This window comes from Streptomyces soli (assembly GCF_003999195.1).
GTDB lineage: Bacteria > Actinomycetota > Actinomycetes > Streptomycetales > Streptomycetaceae > Actinacidiphila > Actinacidiphila soli.
In genome coordinates this window covers 1-21,386 of the sequence record NZ_RJVR01000218.1, presented here as the reverse complement: position 1 = coordinate 21,386, position 21,386 = coordinate 1, and the positions used below count along the sequence as shown (strand labels likewise).

General features: G+C 69.8%; 18 protein-coding genes, 1 tRNA gene and 4 pseudogenes. 3 read left to right on the top strand and 20 right to left on the bottom strand.

The annotated features are described in order from the left end of the window. A pseudogene (locus tag EFK10_RS48790) lies at positions 1-384 on the bottom strand (hypothetical protein); the annotation flags it as partial. A 499-nt stretch (positions 385-883) separates the two neighbouring features. On the opposite strand from EFK10_RS48790, the pseudogene EFK10_RS21235 reads away from it, so the two are divergent. Both EFK10_RS21235 and EFK10_RS50645 read left to right on the top strand, forming a co-directional pair. Then, positions 884-1,410, top strand: a pseudogene (locus EFK10_RS21235) (DUF3631 domain-containing protein); the annotation flags it as partial. 397 nt (positions 1,411-1,807) lie between these two features. Beyond that, positions 1,808-2,464 carry a tyrosine-type recombinase/integrase gene (locus EFK10_RS50645; protein ID WP_240677370.1) on the top strand — a complete coding sequence of 219 codons (657 nt, stop codon included), beginning with the start codon at positions 1,808-1,810 and terminating at the stop codon, positions 2,462-2,464. Positions 2,465-2,625: 161 nt separating this feature from the next. On the opposite strand, the gene EFK10_RS21225 is transcribed toward EFK10_RS50645, so the two are convergent. Then, a tRNA-Tyr gene (locus tag EFK10_RS21225) sits at positions 2,626-2,707 on the bottom strand. Positions 2,708-2,895: 188 nt separating this feature from the next. On the opposite strand from EFK10_RS21225, the gene EFK10_RS21220 reads away from it, so the two are divergent. Next, positions 2,896-3,384, top strand: coding sequence for a YajQ family cyclic di-GMP-binding protein (locus EFK10_RS21220; RefSeq protein ID WP_127357241.1), 489 nt, complete (start codon positions 2,896-2,898; stop codon positions 3,382-3,384). A 90-nt stretch (positions 3,385-3,474) separates the two neighbouring features. Here EFK10_RS21220 and EFK10_RS21215 read toward each other — a convergent pair whose 3' ends face one another. The 18 genes and pseudogenes from EFK10_RS21215 to EFK10_RS48785 form a co-directional block, all read right to left on the bottom strand. Continuing rightward, positions 3,475-3,771 (bottom strand): RICIN domain-containing protein, encoded by a 297-nt coding sequence (locus tag EFK10_RS21215; RefSeq protein ID WP_407647115.1) that lies wholly within the window; start codon positions 3,769-3,771, stop codon positions 3,475-3,477. A 195-nt stretch (positions 3,772-3,966) separates the two neighbouring features. Next, positions 3,967-6,300, bottom strand: a complete 2,334-nt coding sequence (locus tag EFK10_RS21210; protein WP_127357239.1) for a glycoside hydrolase family 3 N-terminal domain-containing protein — start codon at positions 6,298-6,300, stop codon at positions 3,967-3,969. A 357-nt stretch (positions 6,301-6,657) separates the two neighbouring features. After that, on the bottom strand, positions 6,658-8,001 hold the full coding sequence (locus EFK10_RS21205; protein WP_127357238.1) for a glutamine synthetase family protein: 1,344 nt from the start codon (positions 7,999-8,001) through the stop codon (positions 6,658-6,660). Then, on the bottom strand, positions 7,998-9,464 hold the full coding sequence (locus EFK10_RS21200; protein ID WP_127357242.1) for an amino acid permease: 1,467 nt from the start codon (positions 9,462-9,464) through the stop codon (positions 7,998-8,000). Before EFK10_RS21200 ends, EFK10_RS21205 begins: the two co-directional genes overlap by 4 nt. Positions 9,465-9,621: 157 nt before the next feature. Further along, positions 9,622-10,662, bottom strand: a complete 1,041-nt coding sequence (locus EFK10_RS21195) for a hypothetical protein (protein ID WP_127357237.1) — start codon at positions 10,660-10,662, stop codon at positions 9,622-9,624. A gap of 250 nt (positions 10,663-10,912) precedes the next feature. After that, complete coding sequence (locus tag EFK10_RS52730; RefSeq protein ID WP_322973373.1) at positions 10,913-11,335, bottom strand: hypothetical protein; 423 nt, start codon at positions 11,333-11,335, stop codon at positions 10,913-10,915. 15 nt (positions 11,336-11,350) lie between these two features. Continuing rightward, positions 11,351-11,635, bottom strand: a complete 285-nt coding sequence (locus tag EFK10_RS52725) for an anti-sigma factor family protein (protein WP_322973371.1) — start codon at positions 11,633-11,635, stop codon at positions 11,351-11,353. Further along, positions 11,632-12,201: pseudogene (locus tag EFK10_RS21185) on the bottom strand (sigma-70 family RNA polymerase sigma factor). The gene EFK10_RS52725 and the pseudogene EFK10_RS21185 overlap by 4 nt, the downstream one beginning before the upstream one ends. A gap of 82 nt (positions 12,202-12,283) precedes the next feature. Further along, complete coding sequence (locus EFK10_RS21180) at positions 12,284-12,655, bottom strand: YccF domain-containing protein (RefSeq protein ID WP_127357236.1); 372 nt, start codon at positions 12,653-12,655, stop codon at positions 12,284-12,286. Next, positions 12,652-13,509 (bottom strand): zinc metalloprotease HtpX, encoded by an 858-nt coding sequence (gene htpX, locus EFK10_RS21175; RefSeq protein ID WP_127357235.1) that lies wholly within the window; start codon positions 13,507-13,509, stop codon positions 12,652-12,654. Before htpX ends, EFK10_RS21180 begins: the two co-directional genes overlap by 4 nt. A gap of 115 nt (positions 13,510-13,624) precedes the next feature. Continuing rightward, the gene (locus EFK10_RS21170; protein WP_127357234.1) at positions 13,625-15,211 is read right to left on the bottom strand and encodes an NADH-quinone oxidoreductase subunit N; all 1,587 of its coding nucleotides are present in this window, start codon (positions 15,209-15,211) and stop codon (positions 13,625-13,627) included. Next, on the bottom strand, positions 15,211-16,779 hold the full coding sequence (locus EFK10_RS21165; protein ID WP_127357233.1) for a complex I subunit 4 family protein: 1,569 nt from the start codon (positions 16,777-16,779) through the stop codon (positions 15,211-15,213). The genes EFK10_RS21170 and EFK10_RS21165 overlap by 1 nt, the downstream gene beginning before the upstream one ends. A 3-nt stretch (positions 16,780-16,782) precedes the next feature. Then, entirely contained in the window at positions 16,783-18,783 is a 2,001-nt protein-coding gene (locus EFK10_RS21160) for an NADH-quinone oxidoreductase subunit 5 family protein (RefSeq protein WP_127357232.1), read from the bottom strand. Next, positions 18,780-19,139 (bottom strand): NADH-quinone oxidoreductase subunit NuoK, encoded by a 360-nt coding sequence (nuoK, locus tag EFK10_RS21155; RefSeq protein WP_127357231.1) that lies wholly within the window; start codon positions 19,137-19,139, stop codon positions 18,780-18,782. Before nuoK ends, EFK10_RS21160 begins: the two co-directional genes overlap by 4 nt. Further along, positions 19,139-19,693 (bottom strand): NADH-quinone oxidoreductase subunit J family protein, encoded by a 555-nt coding sequence (locus EFK10_RS21150; RefSeq protein ID WP_127357230.1) that lies wholly within the window; start codon positions 19,691-19,693, stop codon positions 19,139-19,141. The genes nuoK and EFK10_RS21150 overlap by 1 nt, the downstream gene beginning before the upstream one ends. Further along, positions 19,690-20,247: a NuoI/complex I 23 kDa subunit family protein gene (locus tag EFK10_RS21145; RefSeq protein WP_127357229.1), complete on the bottom strand. Its 558-nt coding sequence runs from the start codon at positions 20,245-20,247 to the stop codon at positions 19,690-19,692. The genes EFK10_RS21150 and EFK10_RS21145 overlap by 4 nt, the downstream gene beginning before the upstream one ends. After that, positions 20,247-21,209 (bottom strand): NADH-quinone oxidoreductase subunit NuoH, encoded by a 963-nt coding sequence (nuoH, locus tag EFK10_RS21140; protein WP_127357228.1) that lies wholly within the window; start codon positions 21,207-21,209, stop codon positions 20,247-20,249. Before nuoH ends, EFK10_RS21145 begins: the two co-directional genes overlap by 1 nt. Then, positions 21,206-21,386, bottom strand: a pseudogene (locus EFK10_RS48785) (hypothetical protein); the annotation flags it as partial. The gene nuoH and the pseudogene EFK10_RS48785, both read right to left, overlap by 4 nt.

Genomic DNA, 21,386 nt, shown 5'->3' with positions numbered 1-21,386 from the left:
GGCTTCGGGCCCGGCGGCTTCGGGCCCGGCGACGGCTTCGGGCCCGGCGGCTTCGGGCCCGGCGACGGCTTCGGGCCCGGCGGCTTCGGGCCCGGCGAAATCGGCTTCCGCCAGCACCGCCAAGTCCGCCACGTCCGGCACGTCCGGCACGTCCGCCACGTCCGCCACGTCCGGCACGTCCGGCACGTCCGCCACGTCGTCCGGCACGTCGTCCGGCACGTTCGCCACCACCGCCCTGTCCGGCACCTCCGCCCCGTCCAGCACCACCGCCCCGTCCGGCACCTCCGCCCCGTCCAGCACCACCGCCCCGTCCGGCACCTCCGCCCCGTCCAGCACCACCGCCCCGTCCAGCACCACCGCCGTCGTTTCTGATGAGCTGAACAACAAGAAGATCGGGGGACAGACGGTCAGCGCGACGTAGTGGCAAAGAGCCGGACCCAGTGGGACTGGGTCCGGCTCGCCCGGTGGCTGACATGGCCAGACTCTGATCTTCACGAGCGTGTGCGACTCTCCGCTCTTCCCCGTGATTCCCCGTGGCGTGTCCTCCCGCAGTGCTCCGTCGTTCTCGCGATCGGCCGGGAATGATCACGCGAGTCGAGGGTCGCCAGCGGCCGGGCCATGTCCCGCCCGTGATGGCGCAGGCCCTCGGCGATGTTGTCCCGCCCCGCCAGGCGGAGCGCGCCGATGGCCAGGTTTCTCAGGGAGGCCATCGCCCGCGGTGCGCTGCCGGTCCGCACCCGCGAGGCATCTTCTCCAAACGTTACATCTCTGACATGGTGCTCACGATTCTCAATTGCCCAGTGCCCGTGGACGCGTTCGGCCAGGTCGACGGGTGTCGCCTGGTGGGCCGTCAGGCTGGTGATGGCGTAGACGCGTTCGAGCGATACACATCCGCGAAGGCAACGCCCTACGGGACCGCCTCTCCAAGTGGGCAGAGGCCGTACAAGAGCAGGTCACGGACGCGTTCCCCGACATGCCCGACGGCATCACCGACCGGCCGGCGGACGTGTGGGAACCCCTGCTCGCCGTCGCCGACGTGGCCGGCGGCGACTGGCCGCGCCGCGCCTGCGAGGCATGCGTGACGCTGGTCAAGGCCTCGCAGACCAACGACAAGGGCAGCATCGGCGTCCGGCTGCTCACCGACCTACGCGACCACGTCCTCATCGGCATCGACAGACTTCCCACCGTCGCCATCCTCGACCGCCTCAACGCCCTCGACGACGCCCCATGGGCCGACTTCAACGGCCGGCCGCTCGACTCCCGCCGACTCTCCCAGATGCTCGGGGAGTACGTCACCGCCGACGGCACCCCGGTCGCCTCCCGCAACACGCCGCCGATCTGCACGACGCATGGCAGCGCTACTGCCCCCCGCCCCCGGAAAGTCCGCTACCTCCGCTACCCGGGTGCGAGATCAGGAACGGCGAGGCGTTCGAAGACGCACCGTGGCACGCCCTCACGGGATGCCCGAGCATCACGAACTGCGTCACGCCCTCTATAGCTGGGCATTCAACTTCAAGCGCTGGACGGAGGCACCGCCGGAGGACGTACAGAAGGCTCTCGCTTGGATCGAGAAGCACGCCCTCCCGATGAGCACGCTGGACGATCCTCTGCTCATACGCAAAGTCCTGACCGCGTTCACGCTGCGGCTGGATGGGAAGCCGGCCGCACCCTCGACCGTGCGCCGCAAGCGCGCCATCTTCCGCAACGCCCTCGGCTTCGCGGTAGAGGCTCGCAGGCTGCCGAGCAATCCCCTGGCCCAAGTGCAGTGGGCCATCCCGGATGGGGCGAGCAGGTGGACCCCCGGAGCGTGGTCAACCCGCGTCAGGCCCGCAAGCTCCTGGATGCCGTCCGGGAGGAAAGCCAGCGGGGCGCGCACCTGCAAGCGTTCTTCGGCTGCCTGTATCACGCGGGTCTGCGCCCGGGTGAGGCTGTGTGGCTGCGGCGCTCGAACTGTGAGCTGCCGTTGAAGGGCTGGGGCGTGCTGAACCTGGACGGCTCGCGGCCGCGAGTAGGAAGCGCATGGACAGACTCGGGGAAGGCGCACGATGAGCGCGGGCTGAAGTGGCGACCACGCAAGGACGTGCGGCACGTCCCGATCCCACCGCCGTTCGTTGCGATGCTGCGGGCCCATATCGAGGCGTACGGCACGGCGCCGGACGGCCGACTGTTCCAGACTTCACGCGGCGGTCTGGTCCAGGAGAGCGGTTACGGCGAGGTGTGGCAGCGAGCCCGGAAGAAGGCGCTCACACCCGAACAGCAAGCGTCGCCAATGGCCGGCAGGCCGTATGGCCTGCGTCACGCTTGCGTGTCTCTCTGGCTGAACTCCGGGGTGGACCCGGTCGAGGTGGCCAAGCGCGCCGGGCACAGCGTCGCGGTGCTGCTCAGGGTCTACGCGAAGTGTCTGGACGGCACGGCGAGCCTGGCGAACGCCCGAATCGAGAAGGCACTGAAACAGTGGGAGTGAGCCGTTTCGCTGCCCCACGCCTGCCCCACAAGCAGTGGTCAGGAGGGGGACAAGGGTGAGACACAGTGGGACTTAGCCCACATTTCAGGCACACCCGCCACGGGCAACAGAGAAGGGTCCTTGATCTACGTTTCCGCAGATCAAGGACCCTTTATTCCCTGTGGCGGCGCCAGGGTTCGAACCTGGGTAGGCTGAGCCGGCAGATTTACAGTCTGCTCCCTTTGGCCACTCGGGCACACCGCCTGGGATGGTGCCGCCTCCGGGCTCCCGTGTGGGTGCTCCGTGGCGACGACGTAAACAATACCCGATGGGTGGGGGTGCTCCGCCACTCGGTTGATCAGCCCTTCGGACAGGGACGGTGGCTAGGCTTGCGGTCGCGGTCCACGGTGGGCCGCGAACGAAGTGGATCAGAGCCAAGGAGCCAACAGAAGATGGCCGACTCCAGTTTCGACATCGTCTCGAAGGTCGAGCGGCAGGAGGTCGACAACGCCCTCAACCAGGCCGCCAAGGAGATCTCGCAGCGCTACGACTTCAAGAACGTGGGCGCCTCGATCGCCTGGTCGGGCGAGAAGATCCTGATGCAGGCGAACTCGGAGGAGAGGGTCAAGGCGATCCTCGATGTCTTCGAGACCAAGCTGGTCAAGCGGAATATCTCGCTGAAGTCGCTGGACGCGGGCGAGCCGCAGCTGTCCGGCAAGGAGTACAAGATCTTCGCGTCCGTCGAGGAGGGCATCTCCCAGGACAACGCGAAGAAGGTCGCCAAGATCATCCGCGATGAGGGCCCCAAGGGCGTCAAGGCGCAGGTGCAGGGCGACGAGCTGCGGGTCAGTTCCAAGAACCGGGACGACCTGCAGGCTGTGATCGCGCTGCTGAAGGGCAAGGACTTCGAGTTCGCCCTGCAGTTCGTCAACTACCGCTGAGAGGTAGTTGACCGGAGCGCGTTAAAGGGGCAGGGCACACGGGTGGCTGGACCATCCCTGTGCCCTGCCCTTGTCGTTGCCGGGCCGCCGTCAGGCGTGGTGGGTCCACTTCTGGTTGGCGGCGCCGGTGCAGGTCCAGATCTGCAACCGGGTGCCGTTGGCGGAGTTGCCGCCGGTGACGTCGAGGCATTTGTTGGCGGCCGGGTTGACGATGTCCCCGGCCGAGGTGATGACCCACTGTTGGTTGGGGGCGGCGTTCTTGTTGCCGGACGTGTAGTACTGCCGCTCGTGGTTGTTGACGTTGTCGCCGGTCTCGGTCTGCCACTTCGACGAGTCGACCGCGCTGCCGGCCGAGCCGTTGAAGTCGTCCGTGAAGTTGGCGGTCACGCTGGCGGCCGCCGGGGCGGCCGCGGGCTGTGGGGCGCCCGCGGCCAGGGCGATGATCGGCGCCAGCGCCACGGTGGCGTACAGGATGCGGCGCAGCAGGGATATCCCGAAGGGGGTGCGTGGGGGCACGGGGCTCTGCCTTTCGGGGGTCGTGGGGGGACTGGTGGATGGACTGTGGATGGACTGGTGGAGGGACTAGCGGACGGTGAGGTCGGCGCTGTGTCCGCCGACAGTGATCGCGTACGTTCCCGAGCGCACGGCGCGCGGGCCGGCGCCGGTGATGTCGCCGGTGGTGACGGCGAGCCGGGAGAGCGGGAAGGACACGTTGACGGTGCGGGTCTCGCCGGCCTTCAGGTGGACGCGGGTATAGGCGGCGAGCTGCTTGGGCGGGGTGAGGACCGCGCCGACGGGCTGCATGGCGTACAACTGGACCACCATGTCTCCGTCGGTCTTGCCGGTGTTGGCGACCTGGACGGCGGCTTTGACGGTGCCGTTGCGGGACAGCGTGGCGTCGGAGAGGGTGACGCCCTTGACGTCGTAGGTGGTGTAGGAGAGGCCGGAGCCGAAGGCGAAGAGCGGGTCGTAGCCGGAGCTGGGGCCGCCGTTGGTGCCGGGGAGCTGCTGGTAGTACATGGGCTGGTCGCCGGTGCTCTTGGGCCAGGAGACCGGGAGGCGGCCGCTGGGGTTGGCGCGACCGAAGAGGACGTCGGCCACGGCGGTGCCGCCCTCGCTGCCGGGCAGCCAGGCCATCAGGAGCTGCTTGGCGTCGTCGGCGCTGCCCAGTACCAGGGGCCGGCTGGCGATGACGACGACGGCGACCGGCTTGCCGGTGGCCTGGAGCCGGTCGACCAGGGCCTGCTGGTCGGCGGACAGGGCCGGGGCCTCGCTGTCGTTGTTGCCCTCGGCGCCGGGCTTCTCGCCGACGACCACGATCGCGGCGTCGGCGTTCTGGGTCTTGGCCACGGCGTCGTCGGCGGTGGTGGCGAGGTCGGTGTGGTCGCCGCCGAGCAGCGCCTTCACGCCCTGGTAGACGGTGATGCCGGGGTCGGTCACGCCGTCGGGTATGCCCTGCCAGCCGATGGTCCAGCCACCGTCCTGGTCCGGCACGGAGTCGGCGGCCGGTCCGGCGACGACGACCTTGCCCAGGCCGGTGGAGAGCGGGAGCACGTTGTTGTCGTTGCGCAGCAGGGTCATCGACTCGGTCGCCGCCTTCACGGCGAGGTCCTTGTCGGTGCCTAGGACGGCGGCGTCGGCCTTGGTGGCGTCGACGTACGGGTGCTCGAAGAGGCCGAGCTGGAACTTGAGGGTGAGGACACGGGAGACGGCCTGGTTGAGGCGGGCCATGGAGACCTTGCCGTCGCGCACCTGCTGGGTGAGGCCGTCGATGTAGCCGTCGACGCTGCCGGGCGGCAGCATCGCGACGTCGACCCCGGCGTTCATGGCGATGCCGACGGCGTCGGCGTAGCTGCCGGCGATGTGGTAGGCGGTCTGCAGGTTCTGTACGTCGTTCCAGTCGCTGACGACGACGCCCTTGAAGCCCCACTGCTTACGGAGCACGTCGGTGAGCAGGTAGTGCGAGGAGTGGGCAGGGATGCCGTTGACCGCACCGGAGTTGACCATAACGGTCTGCGCGCCGGCGTCGACGGCGGTCTTGTAGGCGGGCAGGATCGTGTCCTGGAGGTAGCGCATGTCGAGCTGGGACGCCGTCCGGTCGTGCCCGTTCAGGGGCTGTGAGTAGCCCGCGAAGTGCTTGACGGTGGCGGCCACCTGGCCGCTGCTCTGGAGGCCCTTGATGTTGCTCGCGCCGAGTGACCCGGCGAGGTAGGGGTCCTCGGAGTACGTCTCGTAGTAGCGGCCCCAGCGGGTGTCGCGGGAGATGTCCAGCACCGGTGCGAAGTCCCAGGTCGGCCCGGTGGCGTTCACCGCGGCGGCGGTGGACTCACCCAGTTGCTCGGACAGCGCCGGGTCCCAGGTGGCGCCGAGGCCGAGTTGCTGCGGGAACTTGGTGGCGCCGACGACGTTGTTGTGGCCGTGCACCGCGTCGATGCCGTAGACGATGGGGATGTGCAGCCGCGAGTGGTCCAGGGCGTACTTCTGAACGGAGTTGACCATCTCGGCCCAGTCCTTGGGCGTGTTCTTGACCGGTCCTTCGCCGCCGCCGGACAGCACGGACCCGACGTGCTGATCGGCGAGGATGCGCTGCATGCAGGACGCGGTGAGTTCGCCGCCGGACCAGCCGCACTCGCCCTGCATCGTGACCACGGCCGGCTGGGCGGTCTGGCCGACCTTCTCCGCCAGGGTCATCCGGCTGACCAGGTCCGCGACCCGGCGGGCCACCGGGGCCCGGGAGTCCAGGTAGGTGGCGGTCTGCGGCTGGGCGGCGGGGGCCGGGACGGCGCCGAGGGCCAGCAGAGCGGTGGCTCCGGCCAGGACGGTCCGGCCGCGGCGGCCGAGGAGGCCCAGGGGTCTTTGGGGGCCTTGGGGGCTACGGGGGCCTTGGGCGCGGCGCGGGGCGAGGGGAAAGGACACGGCGATAGGCCTTTCGTCGGGTGTGGAGGTTCCTCTGTTCGTGGGCGTCGTTGGCCGTCATTGGGCATCACTGGGCGTCGCGAGAGGCAAGAGAGCGCTCTCTCAGGGCGCCGATGTATAGCCCCTGGTCGGCGACCGGGGGCAGGCACGGGATGGCGCGCGGTCGCTGCGGGCCTGATCGGGGCGCAGCGGACAGCGGGACGTGCGGCTCCAGAACTTTTACGCAGTGCCACCGAATCCTGCATTCGATGGCGCCACCCATTGACGCATCGTTGTTGAACATGCGTCAAGGGTCTGGATCGCGTTCAGAGCTTGTAGCGGTGGGCCGGCGGTGTCCCCTCCCCCGGCCCACCGTGACTACGCGCGGGAGAAGCCCCAGCGCAGATCGGCGTCTGTCACCTGCAGGCGCTGGCCGTCCAGTTCGGTACGGGCGGCGTGGGCGTAGTGCGCGGCGACGGCGGGGGTGAGAAGCCGGGACGGCAGTTCGCCGGCGCTGAAGGCGTCGAGCGCGTCGTGCAGGGTCGTGGCCACGAAGGGGGCCTCGGCGTCCTGGTAGGCGTTGCCGGTAAAAGGCGGCGGGGGCTTGAGGTCCTCTTCGATGCCGTGCTGGGCGGCGGCGAGAACAGCGGTGAGGGCGAGATAGGGGTTGGCATCCGCTCCGGGGAGGCGTACTTCCAGGTGGAGGCCGTCGCCGTGGCCGACGACGCGTACGGCGCAGGTGCGGTTGTCACGGCCCCAGGTGTAGCGGGTGGGGGCGAAGGTCTCGGGCGAGAACCGTTTGTAGGAGTTGACGGCAGGGGCGTAGAGCGGGGTCAGGACGGGTAGGCCGTCGAGCAGTCCGGCGATGACCTGGTGGGCGAGCGGAGTCAGATCGCCGTCCGGGTCCGCGAGGAGCGGGCCGCCGTCATCTCCCCAGAGGGACAGGTGGAGGTGGAGGCCATTGCCTACGCCCGTTTCCGGGGCCGCCATGAAGGTGGCGGAAAGTCCGGCCCGTTCGGCGATGTGTTTGGCTGCGTGCTTGAAAACCAGGTGGCCATCAGCGGCGGCGAACGCGTCGCCGTACGGGAAGGTGACCTCGACCTGGCCGGGGGCGGCCTCGGTCTTGATCGCCTCGACCGGCAGCCCGGCGCCGCTGAGGGCCGCCGCCAACTCACGGAGGTATTGGTCGACGGGGGCCGGGTGGTCGAGGGCGTAGTCAAGGTTGTCGGTGACGGCCGGCTTGAGCTTGCGGTAGCCGCGCTTGTGGGCCTGGGCATAGGTGCCCTGGTAGAGGATGTACTCGCTCTCGATGCCCGCCTTGACCTGGATACCCCTGGTCGCCAGCTCGTCGAGTCGGCGGCGCAGCATACGGCGCGGGGCCACTTCGACCGGTCGGCCGTCCTCACCGGTGGCGTCGCCGAGGAGCAGGACGGTACGGGGCATCCAGGGCAGCGCCCGCAGGGTCGCCAGGTCGGGCACGAGGCCCATGTCTCCGTAGCCGGTGGACCAGGAGACGAGGTCGTAGCCGTCCACCGGGTGCATGTCCATGTCGGTGGCCAGGAGGTACGTGCACACCTCGGCGCCCTCTGCGGCGACACGGTCGAGGAAGTGGCGGGCGCCGTAGCGCTTGCCCTTGAGCCGGCCCTGGAGGTCGGGCATGGCGAAAAGGACCGTGTCCACCTCGCCGTTGTCCACTTGGCGCCGCAGTTCTTCGAGCGTCATACGACGTCCTGGGCGAATTCGGCACGCTCGGTGGCGGAGCCGTAGACCGGGATGTTGTAGGAGCGGCGGCCACGGGTCAGCCACAGGGCGGTGGCCAGGAGCAGGACCGCGACGAGCGCGACGGAGGCGTAGTTGAAGGAGTTGACGGTGACCGGCGAGACCTGCGGCAGGCAGAAGAGCACGGTGACGAAGACGACCCAGGCCACGGCGGTCCAGCCGATGGGCTTGCTCCAGCGGCCGAGGCTCCAGGGGCCGGGGACGAAGTTGTCGCCGGCCCGCAGCCGCAGGTAGACGGGGATGGCGTAGGCGGGGGTGATGCCGATGACATTGATCGCGGTGACAGCGAAATACGCAGTAAGGGAGTACAGGGACGGCAGGGCCAGGACGAAGGCGACGCCGACCGAGAGCCAGACGGCATTGACCGGGGTGCGGGTCCGGGCGCTCAGGCGCCGCCAGGTCGGGGAGAAGGGAAGGGCGCCGTCGCGGGAGAACGCGAAGACCATACGGCTGGCGGAGGCGAGACCGGCGTTGGCGCAGAACAGCTGCGCGATGATCACGATGAGCAACAGCGCCTTCGCGCCGCCCTCACCGAGCGCGTCGAGGAAGATCTGCGCGGCCGGGACTCCGGTGGCGGAGCCGATGGTGCCCGCGTAGTTCTGGATCGCGAAGGTGAGGCCGGCGAGCAGGACGAATCCGGCCACCCACGACCACACGATGGAGTGGACTATGCCCTTGGCGGCGCTGACCTGCGCCTTTGTGGTCTCCTCCGACAGGTGGGCGGAGGCGTCATAGCCGGAGAAGGTGTACTGGGCGAGGAGCAGGCCGAGAGCGCCGACGTAGAGCGGGCTGGACCAGCCGGTGGTGTTGGCGAAGTGGCCGAAGACGAAGCTCGCGGACTGGTGGTGGGAGGGGACGATGATGAGCGCGCCGACGATCACGGCGACTCCCGCCAGGTGCCACCAGACGCTGATCGAGTTGAGGATGCTGACCAGGCGTACGCCGAACAGGTTGAGCGTGGCGAGCAGCAGCAGGATGACCGCGAAGATGCCCAGGGTCTTGGCCGGGGTGGGGGTGAAGCCCCACTGGAGGTTGAGCCAGGCCCCGGTGAACAGCGCCGTCCCATAGCAGCCGCCGGCCTCCCCGCCCAGCAGGCCGAGCAGGTTGAACCAGCCCGTGTAGTAGCCCCAGCGCGGACCACCGAGCTTGCTCGCCATGAAGTAGAGGGCGCCGGAGGTCGGGTAGGCGCTGGTGACCTCGGCCAGTGCGCAGCCGAGCAGCAGCACCATGAGGCCGACGCCGAACCAGCCCCAGAGCATGACGGCGGGGCCACCTGTCATGAGGCCGAAGCCGTAGAGGGTCATGCCGCCGGAGAGGATGGATATGACCGAGAAGCTGATCGCGAAGTTGCCGAACGGGCCCATGCGGCGAGACAGTTCGGGCTGATAGCCGAGACGCCGCAGCATCGCCTCGTCGCTCAGGCCGGGGGATTCGGCAGCATGGGGGGACTTGGGGAAGGACACGGAGAAGCCTCCGGTGATGGGGGGTGGGGGCGTGGGGGAAGAGAGCGTTGGGCGGATCAGTGACGGGCCGGAGGCGCCCGGCCGGGTCCTGGACGGATGGTCATCGACGCGAACCGCCGCCCAGGAAGTAGCGTCCGGCGCGCAGGAATTCCTCTTCCCAGTGCTGCGGCGAGTCGGCGATGTCCTGCCAGGGCGCGGGCGTCGCGTGCGGGCCGATGGCCTCGAAGACCTCGGTCCCGCCGTCGAAGCCGCCCGCGTACAGGGCATGGCCGAGGTGGTTGAGGTCAACGGGCGAGCGAAGCGAGATGGGGGTCCTCCCCCTGGCTTCGCCGGTGGGGGTGCCCCCCCTGGCCGAAGGCTGGGGGAGCGTGGCGGGGGCTGAGTGGCGGAACCAGTCGTCCAGGGCACGGCTGGTGTAGTGGGTGACCTGCTCGCTGATCCAGTAGAGGGCGAGCCCGCTGGTCGCGCCGCTGGCGCGGCGGGAGCGGTAGTCCTCGGCGTACGCGTAGAGCGGGAGCACGAGCAGCGGCGAGCCCAGCGGCGCCCAGGACGCCACCCACCGTACGTAGTCGAAGGCGTTGATCTTGCGGGCGTAGAACACCTGGAGCATGCGGTGCCAGGCCTCGCGGTTGTACGGATCGCGTTTGTAGACCTCTTCGAGCAGGCCCCACGGGCCGGTCGGTAACAGGCCTTCCGGGGGCGGCACCCGGTGCTCGGGGAGGTGCTGGCCCATGTCGACCAGGGCGAGGGAGAGCAGGCAGACCCACGGCACCGGGTCCTCGAGGGCGAACTGGGTGGCGTCCTGGGAGACCATCCTGGCCCGGGCGGCGAGGCGTTCGGCGTCGGGCTGCCGGGTGCGGTGGGCGTACAGGGCGCGCTGTACCGCGACCCTGGCCTCCATCACCACGGCGTCGGCGCAGGAGGGCTCCTCGGTCAGCCAGGCGGCGATCGCGTCGGTCCTGGCGGCGGCCACGGCCAGGACCTGGGTCCGGGCGGTGCGCAGCTCCCAGTTCTCGCCGGTGCGGGTGAGCAACTCCTGGGTCTCACGCCAGCGGCCCGCGCGTAAGTCCTCCAGGGCCAGCCGAAGCTCGTCGTCGAATCCGGCCGGGTGGTAGTGCGGTTGGTACTCACCGGCGGACATCAGGTCGCTCCCCTAGGACGATTGCTTCCTTGTGAGCCGGCGTACTCCGTGGTTACGGGAAGGGTTTGCTCGACTCCTCTGTGTAGATCGTGGCGGACACTACCATCGCTTCCGAGAACATGGGAGGTTCTCCGGAATCACATTCGAGGAATTCCGATTTTCCCACCGGTAAGCAATGAGCCAGCAATCTGTCCGCAATGAACGCGGCGCCGCCGGGGGGAGTTGGCGACGCCGCGTTTGTCCGGGGAAATCACAGTGAAGCGGAGACGTATTTCTTTCCAGCGGTGTTCTCGACGAGTACGGATGCCACGTCGCCGGGCGCCATGGCGGCCGAGCCGTCCAGGTTGGCGGCCTTGCCGTGGCCGTTGTCGGCGCCGACGACCCAGCTGCCGGCGACCTCCCTGCTGCCGTCCTTGGCGACGACGACCAGATGGCACCGCTCACCTGCCGGGATGCCCGTGACGGAGGCGTTGACCCGGACCCAGTCGGCGGCCGCAGTGACCTGCACCGTCAGGCCGGCCTTGGTGACCGGGTCGGTGGCCGAGCCGTCCATGACGCCGGACGGCGCCGTGGACACCGAGGTCGTGGGCAGGGCCTGCGGGGGTCCGGATTCGCCGTTCTGGCCGATGAGCACACCGCCGTAGAGCAGGACCCCTGCGGCGGCCGCGGCCACGGCGCCGATGGCGGCCTACCGGCGCCGGTCACGGCCGGAGCGCTCGGCGCGCGCTTGCCGCAGGGTGCGCTGAAGCAGCAGGTCGCCGCCCTCGGGCGGTCCGTCGATGAAGGCCTCGGGCGGCACCTCGCCCAGCGCCTGCTCCATCTCGCGCAGCTCGGCCAGTTCGCCACGGCACGGGTCGCAGGATGCGATGCGCTCGTCGACCTCCCTCATCTCCTGCTCGCCAAGGACGCCGAGGACGTAGGCGGTGAGCTGTTCGCTGTCGTGACGCTCGCTGTCATGCTGCGTCGTACTCATGCCGCCACCTCCCGCAGTGCGACCGGTTTCTGCGTGTTCGCATTCTTATTCGCGTAGAGCTCTCTTAAAGTCTTGAGAGCGTAGTGTGACCGGGATTTCACGGTTCCCGGTGGTATTCCGAGTTTCTTCGCGGCTTCGGCGAATCTCTGGCCCCGGAAGTAGATTTCGAGCAGCACATCTCGGCGATCCGGGAAAAGTCGGTCCAAAGCCTCCATTGCGACCATCGAATCCACGACCTGCTGCGCGTGGTCCTCCTGCACGGGCGGCGTCGTGGGCGACTCGGGGACCTCCACGGGCCGGGCGGACTTCGCCCGGTAGCGGTCGGTGATGAGGTTCCGGGCCACGGTGAGCAGCCAGCCGCGCACTGACCCCCTTGCCGTTGACCAGCGCCTCGGGATGGCGCCAGGCCCTGATCAGGGTCTCCTGCACGACGTCCTCGGCCGCCCCCGGTCGCCGGTGAGCCGGGGCGCGTACGCCAGCAGCGCGGCGCCGTGTTCCTCGTAGAGCGATTGGATCAGCGCCTCGCCACTCGTGCTTTGCCGAGTGCGGGACCACAATGCCGCCATCCACCGACTCCGTCCTCTTCGTGTTCCCCACGTACACGGGCCGGGAGGGCGGGCGGTTCACAGCGGTCAGTTGTGACCTGCGTCACGCAGGGACGATCTCCCGGCCCAGGGGGACGAGGGAGATCGGGACCATCTTGAAGTTGGCGATGCCGAAGGGGATCCCGATGATCGTCAGACAGAAGCCGATGCCCGCGACGATGTGGCCGATGGCGAGCCAGATACCGGCGAGAACCAGCCAGATGATGTTGCCCACGAAGGAGGCCGCCCCGGCGTCGGGGCGCTCGACCGTCGTACGGCCGAAGGGCCACAGGACGTAGTTGGCGATCCGGAAGGAGGCGATGCCCCAGGGGATGGTGATGATGAAGACGAACATCAGCAGCCCGAGCAGGGCGTAGCCGATGGCCATCCACAGTCCCCAGACGATCAGCCAGATGATGTTGAGCAGAGTCCTCATCGGTGGCCTGCCATTTCTTCCAGCCGGGCGATGCGCTCGGCCATGGGCGGGTGGGTCGAGAAGAGCTTCGACGCGTCGCCAGGACGGAACGGATTGGCGATCATCAGGTGGCTGGTGGTCTCCAGGCGCGGCTCGGGCGGGAGCGGGAGCTGTTTGGTGCCCACGTCGAGCTTGCGGAGCGCGCTGGCGAGGGCAAGGGGGTCGCCGGTGAGGCGGGCACCGGAGGCATCGGCCTCGAACTCACGGGAGCGGCTGACGGCGAGCTGGATGAGGCTGGCGGCGAGCGGGCCGAGGATCATCATCAGCAGCATGCCCAGCAGGCCGGGGCCGTCGTCGTCATCGGAGCGGCCGATGGGAATGAGCCAGGCGAAGTTGACCAGAAACACGATCACGGAGGCCAGGGCGGCCGCGACGGAGGAGATGAGGATGTCGCGGTTGTAGACGTGACTCAGCTCATGGCCGAGGACCCCGCGCAGCTCACGCTCGTCGAGGATGCGCAGGATGCCCTCGGTGCAGCAGACCGCCGCGTTGCGCGGATTGCGGCCGGTGGCGAAGGCGTTCGGGGCCGGGGTCGGGGAGATGTAGAGGCGGGGCATGGGCTGGCGCGCGGCGGTGGACAGCTCGCGGACCATGCGGTAGAGGCCGGGGGCCTCGAACTCGCTGACCGGGCGGGCACGCATCGCGCGTAGCGCCAGCTTGTCACTGTTCCAGTACGCGTACGCATTGGTGCCCAGGGCGACGACGAGCGCGACGATCAGTCCTGTACGGCCGAAGAAGCTGCCGATGAGCAGGATGAGCGCCGACAGTCCACCAAGGAGCGCGGCGGTCTTCAGCCCGTTGTGCCGGCGGTGCACGGTGCGTCCTCCTAGGTTCTCCGCTGAAATCAGCGTCGGGAGATCTCTCTCCATCAGGAGAACCTCCCGTAGGGGGCAACGCCACCGGAAAGGTGTTAGTTCCCTTGTGCACCGGTCACAGCAGGCCTCCGGAGGCGAAGCGCAGGACGAGCTGGGGAGCACCGGACAGGGCGATCCCGAGGACCGCGCTGAGGGCGATGGCCGCCGTGAGGGAGGTGGGCGAGCGAAGCGAGGCGGAGGTCCTCCCCCTGGCTTCGCCGGTGGGGGTACTCCCGGCGAAGTCAGGGGGAGGACCCCCACCGGCCGAAGGCTGGGGGAGAGTGACGGCCGGTGCCGGTGCCTCCGCGCCTTCCGGCTTCGCGAAGAGCAGGGCCGTCCAGCGGAGGTAGTAGACCAGCGCCACGACGACGTTCAGCGCCATGATGACGGCCAGCCATCCCAGCCCCGCGTGCACGGCCGAGGAGAAGACCGCGACCTTGGCGAACAGCCCGATGATGCCCGGCGGCAGCCCGGCCAGGCAGAGCAGGAAAAAGGCCATGGAGAGGGCCGCCAGGGGGCGCCGCGCGTACAGCCCCCGGTAGTCCGTGAGGCGGTTGTCGGGGGCGCTGCGGGCCACGAGGGCGACGACGGCGAAGGCGCCGAGGTTCACGGCGCCGTACATCAGCGCGTACGCGATCGTGGTGCCGATCTCGTCGGTACCCGCGTACGCGGCGGCGGCGACCGGGACCAGGAGGTAGCCGGCCTGGCCGATGGAGGACCAGGCGAGCAGGCGTACGGCGCTGCGCGAGGCGTCGGGGCGCTGCCGGAGGGCGGCCGCGTTGCCGACGGTCATGGTGAGGGCGGCCAGGACGGCGACGGCGGGACCCCAGACATCCGCGTACGGCTTGAGGGCGACGACGGTGATCAGGATCAGGCCGGAGAAGCCGGCCGCCTTGCCGACGACGGACAGGTACGCGGCGATGGGCAGCGGCGCGCCGGTGTAGGTGTCGGGCACCCAGAAGTGGAAGGGCGCGACGGCGAGCTTGAAGGCGAAGCCGACGATGGTGAGGGCGGCGCCCGCCTTGGCGAGGGTGGCCAGTTGGGGGTCGACGCCGGTGAGGCCGTGGGCCAGGGCGGTGAGGTGCAGGGTGCCGGTGGCCGCGTACAGGAAACTGACGCCGAGCAGGGTGACGGCGGTGGCGGCGACCGAGGAGAGGAAGAACTTCAGCGCGGCCTCGCTGGAGAGCCGGTCGCCGCGCTTGATGCCGACCAGGGCGAAGGCGGGCAGGCTGGCGACCTCGAGGGCGATGATCAGCGTCGCGAGGTCACGGGAGGCGGGCAGTAGGGCGGCGCCGGAGGCGGAGGACAGCAGCAGGAACCAGTACTCCCCCGCCGGGAGTTCGTCCATGATGTGGATGGACAGCAGGGCGGTGAGCAGCGCGCCGCCAATCACCAGGAGCTGGATGACGAGCGTGAAGTGGTCGGCCACGTAGGAGCAGTCGCCGCCGGCGGTGGTGAGGCAGAAGGTGCTGCGGTCGTGATCCAGGAGCGGGATCAGGCTCAGCCCGGCGAGAACCAGGCCGCCCACGGTGAGCCATCCGAGCAGCGGCTTGCGCGCCTCGCTGACGAAGAGGTCGGCGACCAGCACGATCAGCGCCAGGGCGGCCGCGATGACCGGTGGCGCGATCGCGATCCAGTCGACGGACTGGACGAGGGTACCCATCAGCTGCCTCCGAGGAGGGTACGCACGGCCGGGTCGGTCAGGCCGAGGAGGAGTGCGGGCCAGAGCCCGGCGATGACGGTGAGGGCGACCAACGGGGTCCAGGCCGCGAATTCGTAGGTCTGGACGTCCGCGAGGACCGGCTCGGTCGCTTCGGCGGTGCTGCGCTCGCCCATGCAGACCCGGCGTACGACGACCAGGAGGTACGCGGCGGTGAGCAGCGTGCCGAAGGCCGCGATGGCGGTGAAGGTCAGATACGCGCCCCGGTGCAGCCCCACGGCCGGCTTGAAGGCGCCGAACATGGCCAGCATCTCGCCCCAGAAGCCCGCCAGGCCCGGCAGCCCGAGCGAGGCGACCGCGCCGAAGGCCAGCAGGCCGCCCAGGCGCGGGGCCCGGCCGTAGAGGGCAGCGCCGGTCTGGCCGGCGAGGCGGTCGAGGTCGGTGGAGCCGTACCGGTCCTTGAGCGAGCCGACCAGGAAGAAGAGCAGGCCGGTGATGAGGCCGTGCGCGATGTTGGCGAACAGCGCCCCGTTGACGCCGGTCGGGGTCAGGGTCGCGATGCCGAGCAGCACGAAGCCCATGTGGCCGACCGAGCTGTACGCGATGAGCCGCTTGAGGTCGCCGCCGGTGCCCTGCCTCGCGAGGGCCAGGCAGGCGAGGGACCCGTAGATGATGCCGATGACGGCGAAGGCGGCCAGGTAGGGCGCGTACGTCCGGGTCGCCTCGGGGGTGATGGGGAGAAGGATCCGTACGAAACCGTACGTGCCCATCTTGAGCAGGACGCCCGCCAGGAGGACCGAGCCGACGGTGGGCGCCGAGGTGTGGGCGTCCGGGAGCCAGCTGTGGAGCGGCCACATCGGGGCCTTGACGGCGAGGCCGAGGCCAATGGCGAGGGCGGCGATCAGTTGCGTGGTGTGACTGAGGTGCGACCCGTTGTCAGTGGCGAGTGCCACCATGTCGAATGTGCCCGCCTTGATCCCGATCAGGAGCAGGCCGAGCAGCATGACCACGGAGCCGAGGAGCGTGTAGAGGATGAAGCGGAGGGCGGACTTCTCCCGGCCTTCGCCGCCCCAGCGGGCGATGAGGAAGTACATCGGGATGAGGACCAGCTCGAAGGCCAGGAAGAAGAGGATCAGGTCGAGCACCGCGAAGGTCGCGAGCGTGCCGGACTCGAGGACGAGGATGAGCGCGACGAAGGCCTTGGGGGACGGGCCCGCGGGCATTTTGAAGTAGCTGTAGACCGCGCAGAGGAAGGTCAGCAGCGCGGTCAGCACGAGGAGGGGGAGGCTGATGCCGTCAATGCCGAGGTGGATGCGGATGCCGAGCGCCGGGATCCAGCTGATGTCGGTGCTTGCCTGCATCTTCGCGGGGTGGTCGTGGTCGAAGCCGGCCGCGAGTGCGATGGACAGGGCGAGCACGACGCCGGAGACGGTCACGCCGTGCCGGAGCACGGCCTGGTCGGGGCTCTTGCCCCGCAGGCCGGGCGGGGGCGGGAGCAGGGCCCCCACCGCGCCGAGCAGCGGCAGGACGACGACGGCCGCGAGCAGGTACTGGAGGACGGTGTCGTTCACGGCTCACGCTCCGACGGCTACGAGGACGGCGAGTACGACGGAGCCGGCCAGCAGCACGCTGAGATAGGTCTGCACATTGCCGGTCTGTGCCCTGCGCACGGCAGCGCCGAGCAGGCGGGGCGCCGCGCCCGTGCCGCTTACGTAGGTCTCGATGACCTCGCGGTCCAGGAAGCGCACCAGGCCCGCGGCGGCCAGCACGGGGCGTACGAAGAGCGCCGCGTAGAGGGCGTCAAGGTGGAAGCCGTGGGCGGCGTGGCGGTGCAGCGGGCCGAGAAGCAGGCGTCCGGGGTCGCCGGGGTCCTCGGCGGCGGCGATGTCGCCGTAGACCTTGGCGTGGGTGTCGATGGCCGTCTCCTCGACGAGGGCGGGTTCGAGGTCTTGCGGCGGTGCCGCGACCACGGCTCCGATGGGCACGCGGCGGCGGGTGGCCGTCGCCTGCCAGGCGCCGTACATGGCGAGGATGCCGACGAGGGCGAGGCCGATGCCGAGGACAGAGGTGGTGAGGGTCGGGCTGAGCGCCTCGCCGTCGAACCACTGGGGGAGGTCGAAGACCCTGGGCAGGAGGGAGATCATGCCGAAGCCGATGGTCGGGATGGCCAGCACCCAGAGCACGGCGTTCATGACGACCGGCTCCCGCCCGTGGTCGGCGACGGTCGCGCCCTGGCCCCGGAAGGCGAGGAGGAACAGGCGGGTGGCGTAGCCGGCCGTGAGGACGGCGGTGACCAGGCCCGCGACCAGGACCGTCCAGCCGACGGCGGCCGGGATGTGGGCGGTGTGGCCACCGGCAGCGTGCTCGGCGGCACGGAGCACGGACTCCTTGGAGAAGAAGCCGGAGAAGGGCGGCAGCGCGGCGAGGGCGGCCAGCGCGATGCCCATCGTCCACATCGCGTCGGGGATGCGCTTGCCCAGGTCGCCCATGCGGGACATGGCGGCCAGCGAGTTGGTGCCTGCGGAGTGGATGACCACGCCGGCCCCGAGGAAGAGCAGCGCCTTGAAGGCGCCGTGCGAGAGGAGGTGGAAGACGGCGGCGCTGCGGTCGCCGACGGCGAGCGCGCCGGCCATGTAGCCGAGCTGGCCGATCGTCGAATAGGCCAGCACCCGCTTGATGTCGTCCTGGGCGAGCGCGGCGAGCCCCGAGCCGATCATGGTGATCGCCGCCATGGCGGCGAGGACGGCCATCGCGGCGGAGGAGGTCTCGAAGACCGGCAGCAGCCGGGCGACGAAGTAGATGCCGGCCGCGACCATCGTGGCGGCGTGGATCAGCGCGGACACCGGAGTCGGGCCCGCCATCGCGTCCGGCAGCCAGGTGTGCAGCGGGAACTGCGCGGACTTGCCGGCGACTCCGGCGAGCAGCAGCAGTGCGATCAGGGTGGGGTGGTGCAGCTCGCCGTGGGTGGCGGCGGTCAGGATGCCGTTGATCCGGAACGTTCCGGCATCGGTGGCGAGCGCGAACAGGCCGATCAGGAAGGGGACATCGCCGAGCTTGGTGACCAGGAAGGCCTTGATCGAGGCGGAGCGGGCGGCCTCGGTCTCCCAGTAGTGCCCGACCAGGAAGTACGAGCAGATGCCCATGACCTCCCAGCCGACCAGCAGCACCATCAGGTCGCCGGAGTAGACGACCAGGAACATGGCGGCGGTGAAGAGGGAGACCAGCGCGGAGTAGGAGACATACCGCGGGTCGTCGCGCAGATAGCCCGTCGAGTACAGCTGCACGCAGGTCGCGACCAGGCCGACCAGGACGGCGATGAGGACCGCGAAGCCGTCGAGGTGCAGGGCGAGGTCGATCGGCACCGAGCCGGTCGGGGTGAGCCGGTGGGCGGCGTCGGTGGCCGGTCCGCTGCCCTGCCGTGCGGCGACGATCGCCGCGAGCACGAAGGCGGCGGCGGTCGGCAGCACGGCGACCGGCTGGGCGAAGCCGGGGGCGCGCTTGCCGAGGAAGAGGGCGGCGGCCGCGCCGAGGAACGGAAGAAGGGGGACGAGGACGGCCAGGGTCGTCACGGTCACGCTGCGGCCTCTGCCTTCTCTTCGGGTGCAGCCACTACGGAGGGATCGTCGGAGTCGGCGAGGTCGGTGAGCCGGTCGACGTCGGAGGTGCCACGGTTGCGGTACACGAGCAGGACGATCGCCAGGCCGATGCCGATCTCGGCGGCGGCCACGACGATGACGAACAGCGTGAGCGCCTGGCCGGCGTGGAGCCTGTCGCGGAGCCAGACGTCGAAGGCGACCAGGTTGAGGTTGACCGCGTTCAGCATCACTTCGAGCGACATCAGCACGAGGATCGCGTTGCGCCGGGCGAGTACGCCGTACAGCCCCACGGAGAACAGGAGGGCGGACAGCACGGCGGGATAGACGAGATGCATCAGCGCGCTCCGTTCTTCCGGTCGGTCCTGCGGGAGAGCACGATCGCGCCGACCAGCGCGGCCAGGAGCAGGACGGACAGCGCCTCGAAGGGCAGCACCCAGTGCTGGAAGAGGATCTGCCCGGTGACCTTGGTGGAGCCCTGGACGGCCCCGTCGAGGTTGATCCAGGTCGCCCGGAAGGCGTCCACGACCACCCACACGAGGGTGGTCGCCGAGGCCACGGCCACCACGAGCGCGGCCCAGCGGTTGCCCGAATCGGCGTCCGGGGAGCGGCCGATGGGGGCCTTGGTGAGCATCAGCCCGAACAGCAGGAGGACGACCACGGACCCCACGTAGATCAGCACCTGCACCCAGGCGATGAACTCGGCGGTGAGGAGCAGGTATTCGACGGCGAGCCCGCCGAGCGTGACCACCAGCCACAGCGCGGCGTGCACGAGCTGCTTGGTGCTCACCGTGACGAGCGCCGCGCCGACGGTCGCGATGCCGACCAGGACGAAGGCGATCTCGACGCCGGTCGGGGACAGGAAGCCGGAGGGTGCGGCTGCGAGGCTCATGCGTCGCCCTCCTGAGCCCGCGCGGCGGCCACCTTCTCCGCCGACTTCTGCGCTGCCGCCAGCTCCTTGGGCTCCTCGGCGCCGGGGTCCAGCGGCGGCGGGGCCGGCACCGTCCACATCCAGTCGCGGAGCTTGTCGCGCTCATGTGTCAGTTCGAGGATGTCGGTCTCCGCGTACTCGAACTCCGGGGACCAGAAGAGGGCGTCGAAGGGACACACCTCGATGCAGATCCCGCAGTACATGCAGAGCGAGAAGTCGATCGCGAAGCGGTCCAGCACATTGCGGCTGCGCTCGCGGCCGCCGGGGGCCACGGCGGGCATCGTCTCCTTGTGGGAGTCGATGTAGATGCACCAGTCGGGGCATTCGCGGGCGCACAGCATGCACACCGTGCAGTTCTCCTCGAACAGCGCGATGACGCCACGGCTGCGCGGGGGCAGTTCGGGCTGCAGGTCCGGGTACTGCGCGGTGACCGAGCGGCGGGTCATCGTCCGCAGGGTGACGGCGAGGCCCTTGGCCAGGCCGGAGCCGGGCAGCTTCTTCTTGTCTTGAGCCATTACGAGATCACCACCTTGACGACGCCGGTGAGCGCGATCTGGGCCAGGGCGAGCGGGATGAGGCCCGTCCAGGCAAGCTTCTGGAGCTGGTCCTCACGCATGCGGGGGTAGGTCACCCGCAGCCAGATGACGATGAAGGCGAGGACGAAGGTCTTGATCAGCGTCCACAGCCAGCCCACGCTGTCGGACCAGGGCCCGTGCCACCCTCCGAGGAAGAGGACGGTCGTCAGGGCGCAGAGCACGACGATGCCCGCGTACTCGGCGAGCAGGAACAGCGCGAAGCGCAGGCCCGTGTACTCGGTGTACGCCCCGAAGATGATCTCGGAGTCGGCCACCGGCATGTCGAACGGCGGCCGCTGCAGCTCGGCGAGGCCCGCCGTGAAGAAGACCACCGCGCCGATGATCTGCCACGGCGTCCACCACCAGTGGTACGCCTCCACGATCCCCGGCAGCGAGAGCGTGCCCGCCGCCATCGCGACCGAGGCGGCGGCCAGCAGCATCGGCAGCTCGTACGCCATCAGCTGCGCGGCGGTACGGAGGCCGCCGAGCAGGGAGAACTTGTTGGCCGAGGCCCAGCCCGCCATGAGCGAGCCCAGCACCCCCACGCCCATCACGGCGAGCACGAAGAACAGGCCCGCGTCGATGGCCTGCCCCACGAAGCCGTGCGGGCCGACCGGGATCGCGATCAGGACCAGGAGGTAGGGGAGAAGGGCCACCGCGGGCGCGAGCTGGAAGATCCTGCGGTCGGCGTTGGCCGGGACCACGTCCTCCTTCTGCGCGAACTTCACGCCGTCGGCGACCAGCTGCGCCCAGCCGTGGAAGCCGCCCGCGTACATCGGGCCGAGCCGGCCCTGCATGTGGGCCATGACCTTGTGCTCGGTCTGGCCGACGACCAGCGGGAAGGTCAGGAAGACGACGAGTACGGCGACGAGCCGCAGGGCGACGTCGAGGACATCGTTCACGCGTTCTCGCCTCCTTCGTCAGCGGCGGGCTTCGCCGGCTCCCACGGGGTGTCCGGGGTGCGCTTGGCGGGCTCGGCCTGGGGCTCGGCGGCCTGGCTTGCGGAGCCCTCGCTCACGCTCCGGGCGCGGCGGGCCGGGGCCTCTCCCGCGGCTCGCGGCGGCCGGGCCGCGCGGGCG

Excerpts from the sequence above, each read along its gene's own strand:
- EFK10_RS21220 (WP_127357241.1), top strand. The coding sequence starts at position 2,896 with ATGGCCGACTCCAGTTTCGACATCGTCTCGAAGGTCGAGCGGCAGGAG.
- EFK10_RS21205 (WP_127357238.1), bottom strand. The coding sequence starts at position 8,001 with ATGACGCTCGAAGAACTGCGGCGCCAAGTGGACAACGGCGAGGTGGAC.
- EFK10_RS21200 (WP_127357242.1), bottom strand. The coding sequence starts at position 9,464 with ATGCTGCGGCGTCTCGGCTATCAGCCCGAACTGTCTCGCCGCATGGGC.
- EFK10_RS21195 (WP_127357237.1), bottom strand. The coding sequence starts at position 10,662 with ATGTCCGCCGGTGAGTACCAACCGCACTACCACCCGGCCGGATTCGAC.
- EFK10_RS52725 (WP_322973371.1), bottom strand. The coding sequence starts at position 11,635 with ATGAGTACGACGCAGCATGACAGCGAGCGTCACGACAGCGAACAGCTC.
- EFK10_RS21180 (WP_127357236.1), bottom strand. The coding sequence starts at position 12,655 with ATGAGGACTCTGCTCAACATCATCTGGCTGATCGTCTGGGGACTGTGG.
- EFK10_RS21170 (WP_127357234.1), bottom strand. The coding sequence starts at position 15,211 with ATGGGTACCCTCGTCCAGTCCGTCGACTGGATCGCGATCGCGCCACCG.
- nuoK (WP_127357231.1), bottom strand. The coding sequence starts at position 19,139 with ATGCATCTCGTCTATCCCGCCGTGCTGTCCGCCCTCCTGTTCTCCGTG.
- EFK10_RS21150 (WP_127357230.1), bottom strand. The coding sequence starts at position 19,693 with ATGAGCCTCGCAGCCGCACCCTCCGGCTTCCTGTCCCCGACCGGCGTC.
- EFK10_RS21145 (WP_127357229.1), bottom strand. The coding sequence starts at position 20,247 with ATGGCTCAAGACAAGAAGAAGCTGCCCGGCTCCGGCCTGGCCAAGGGC.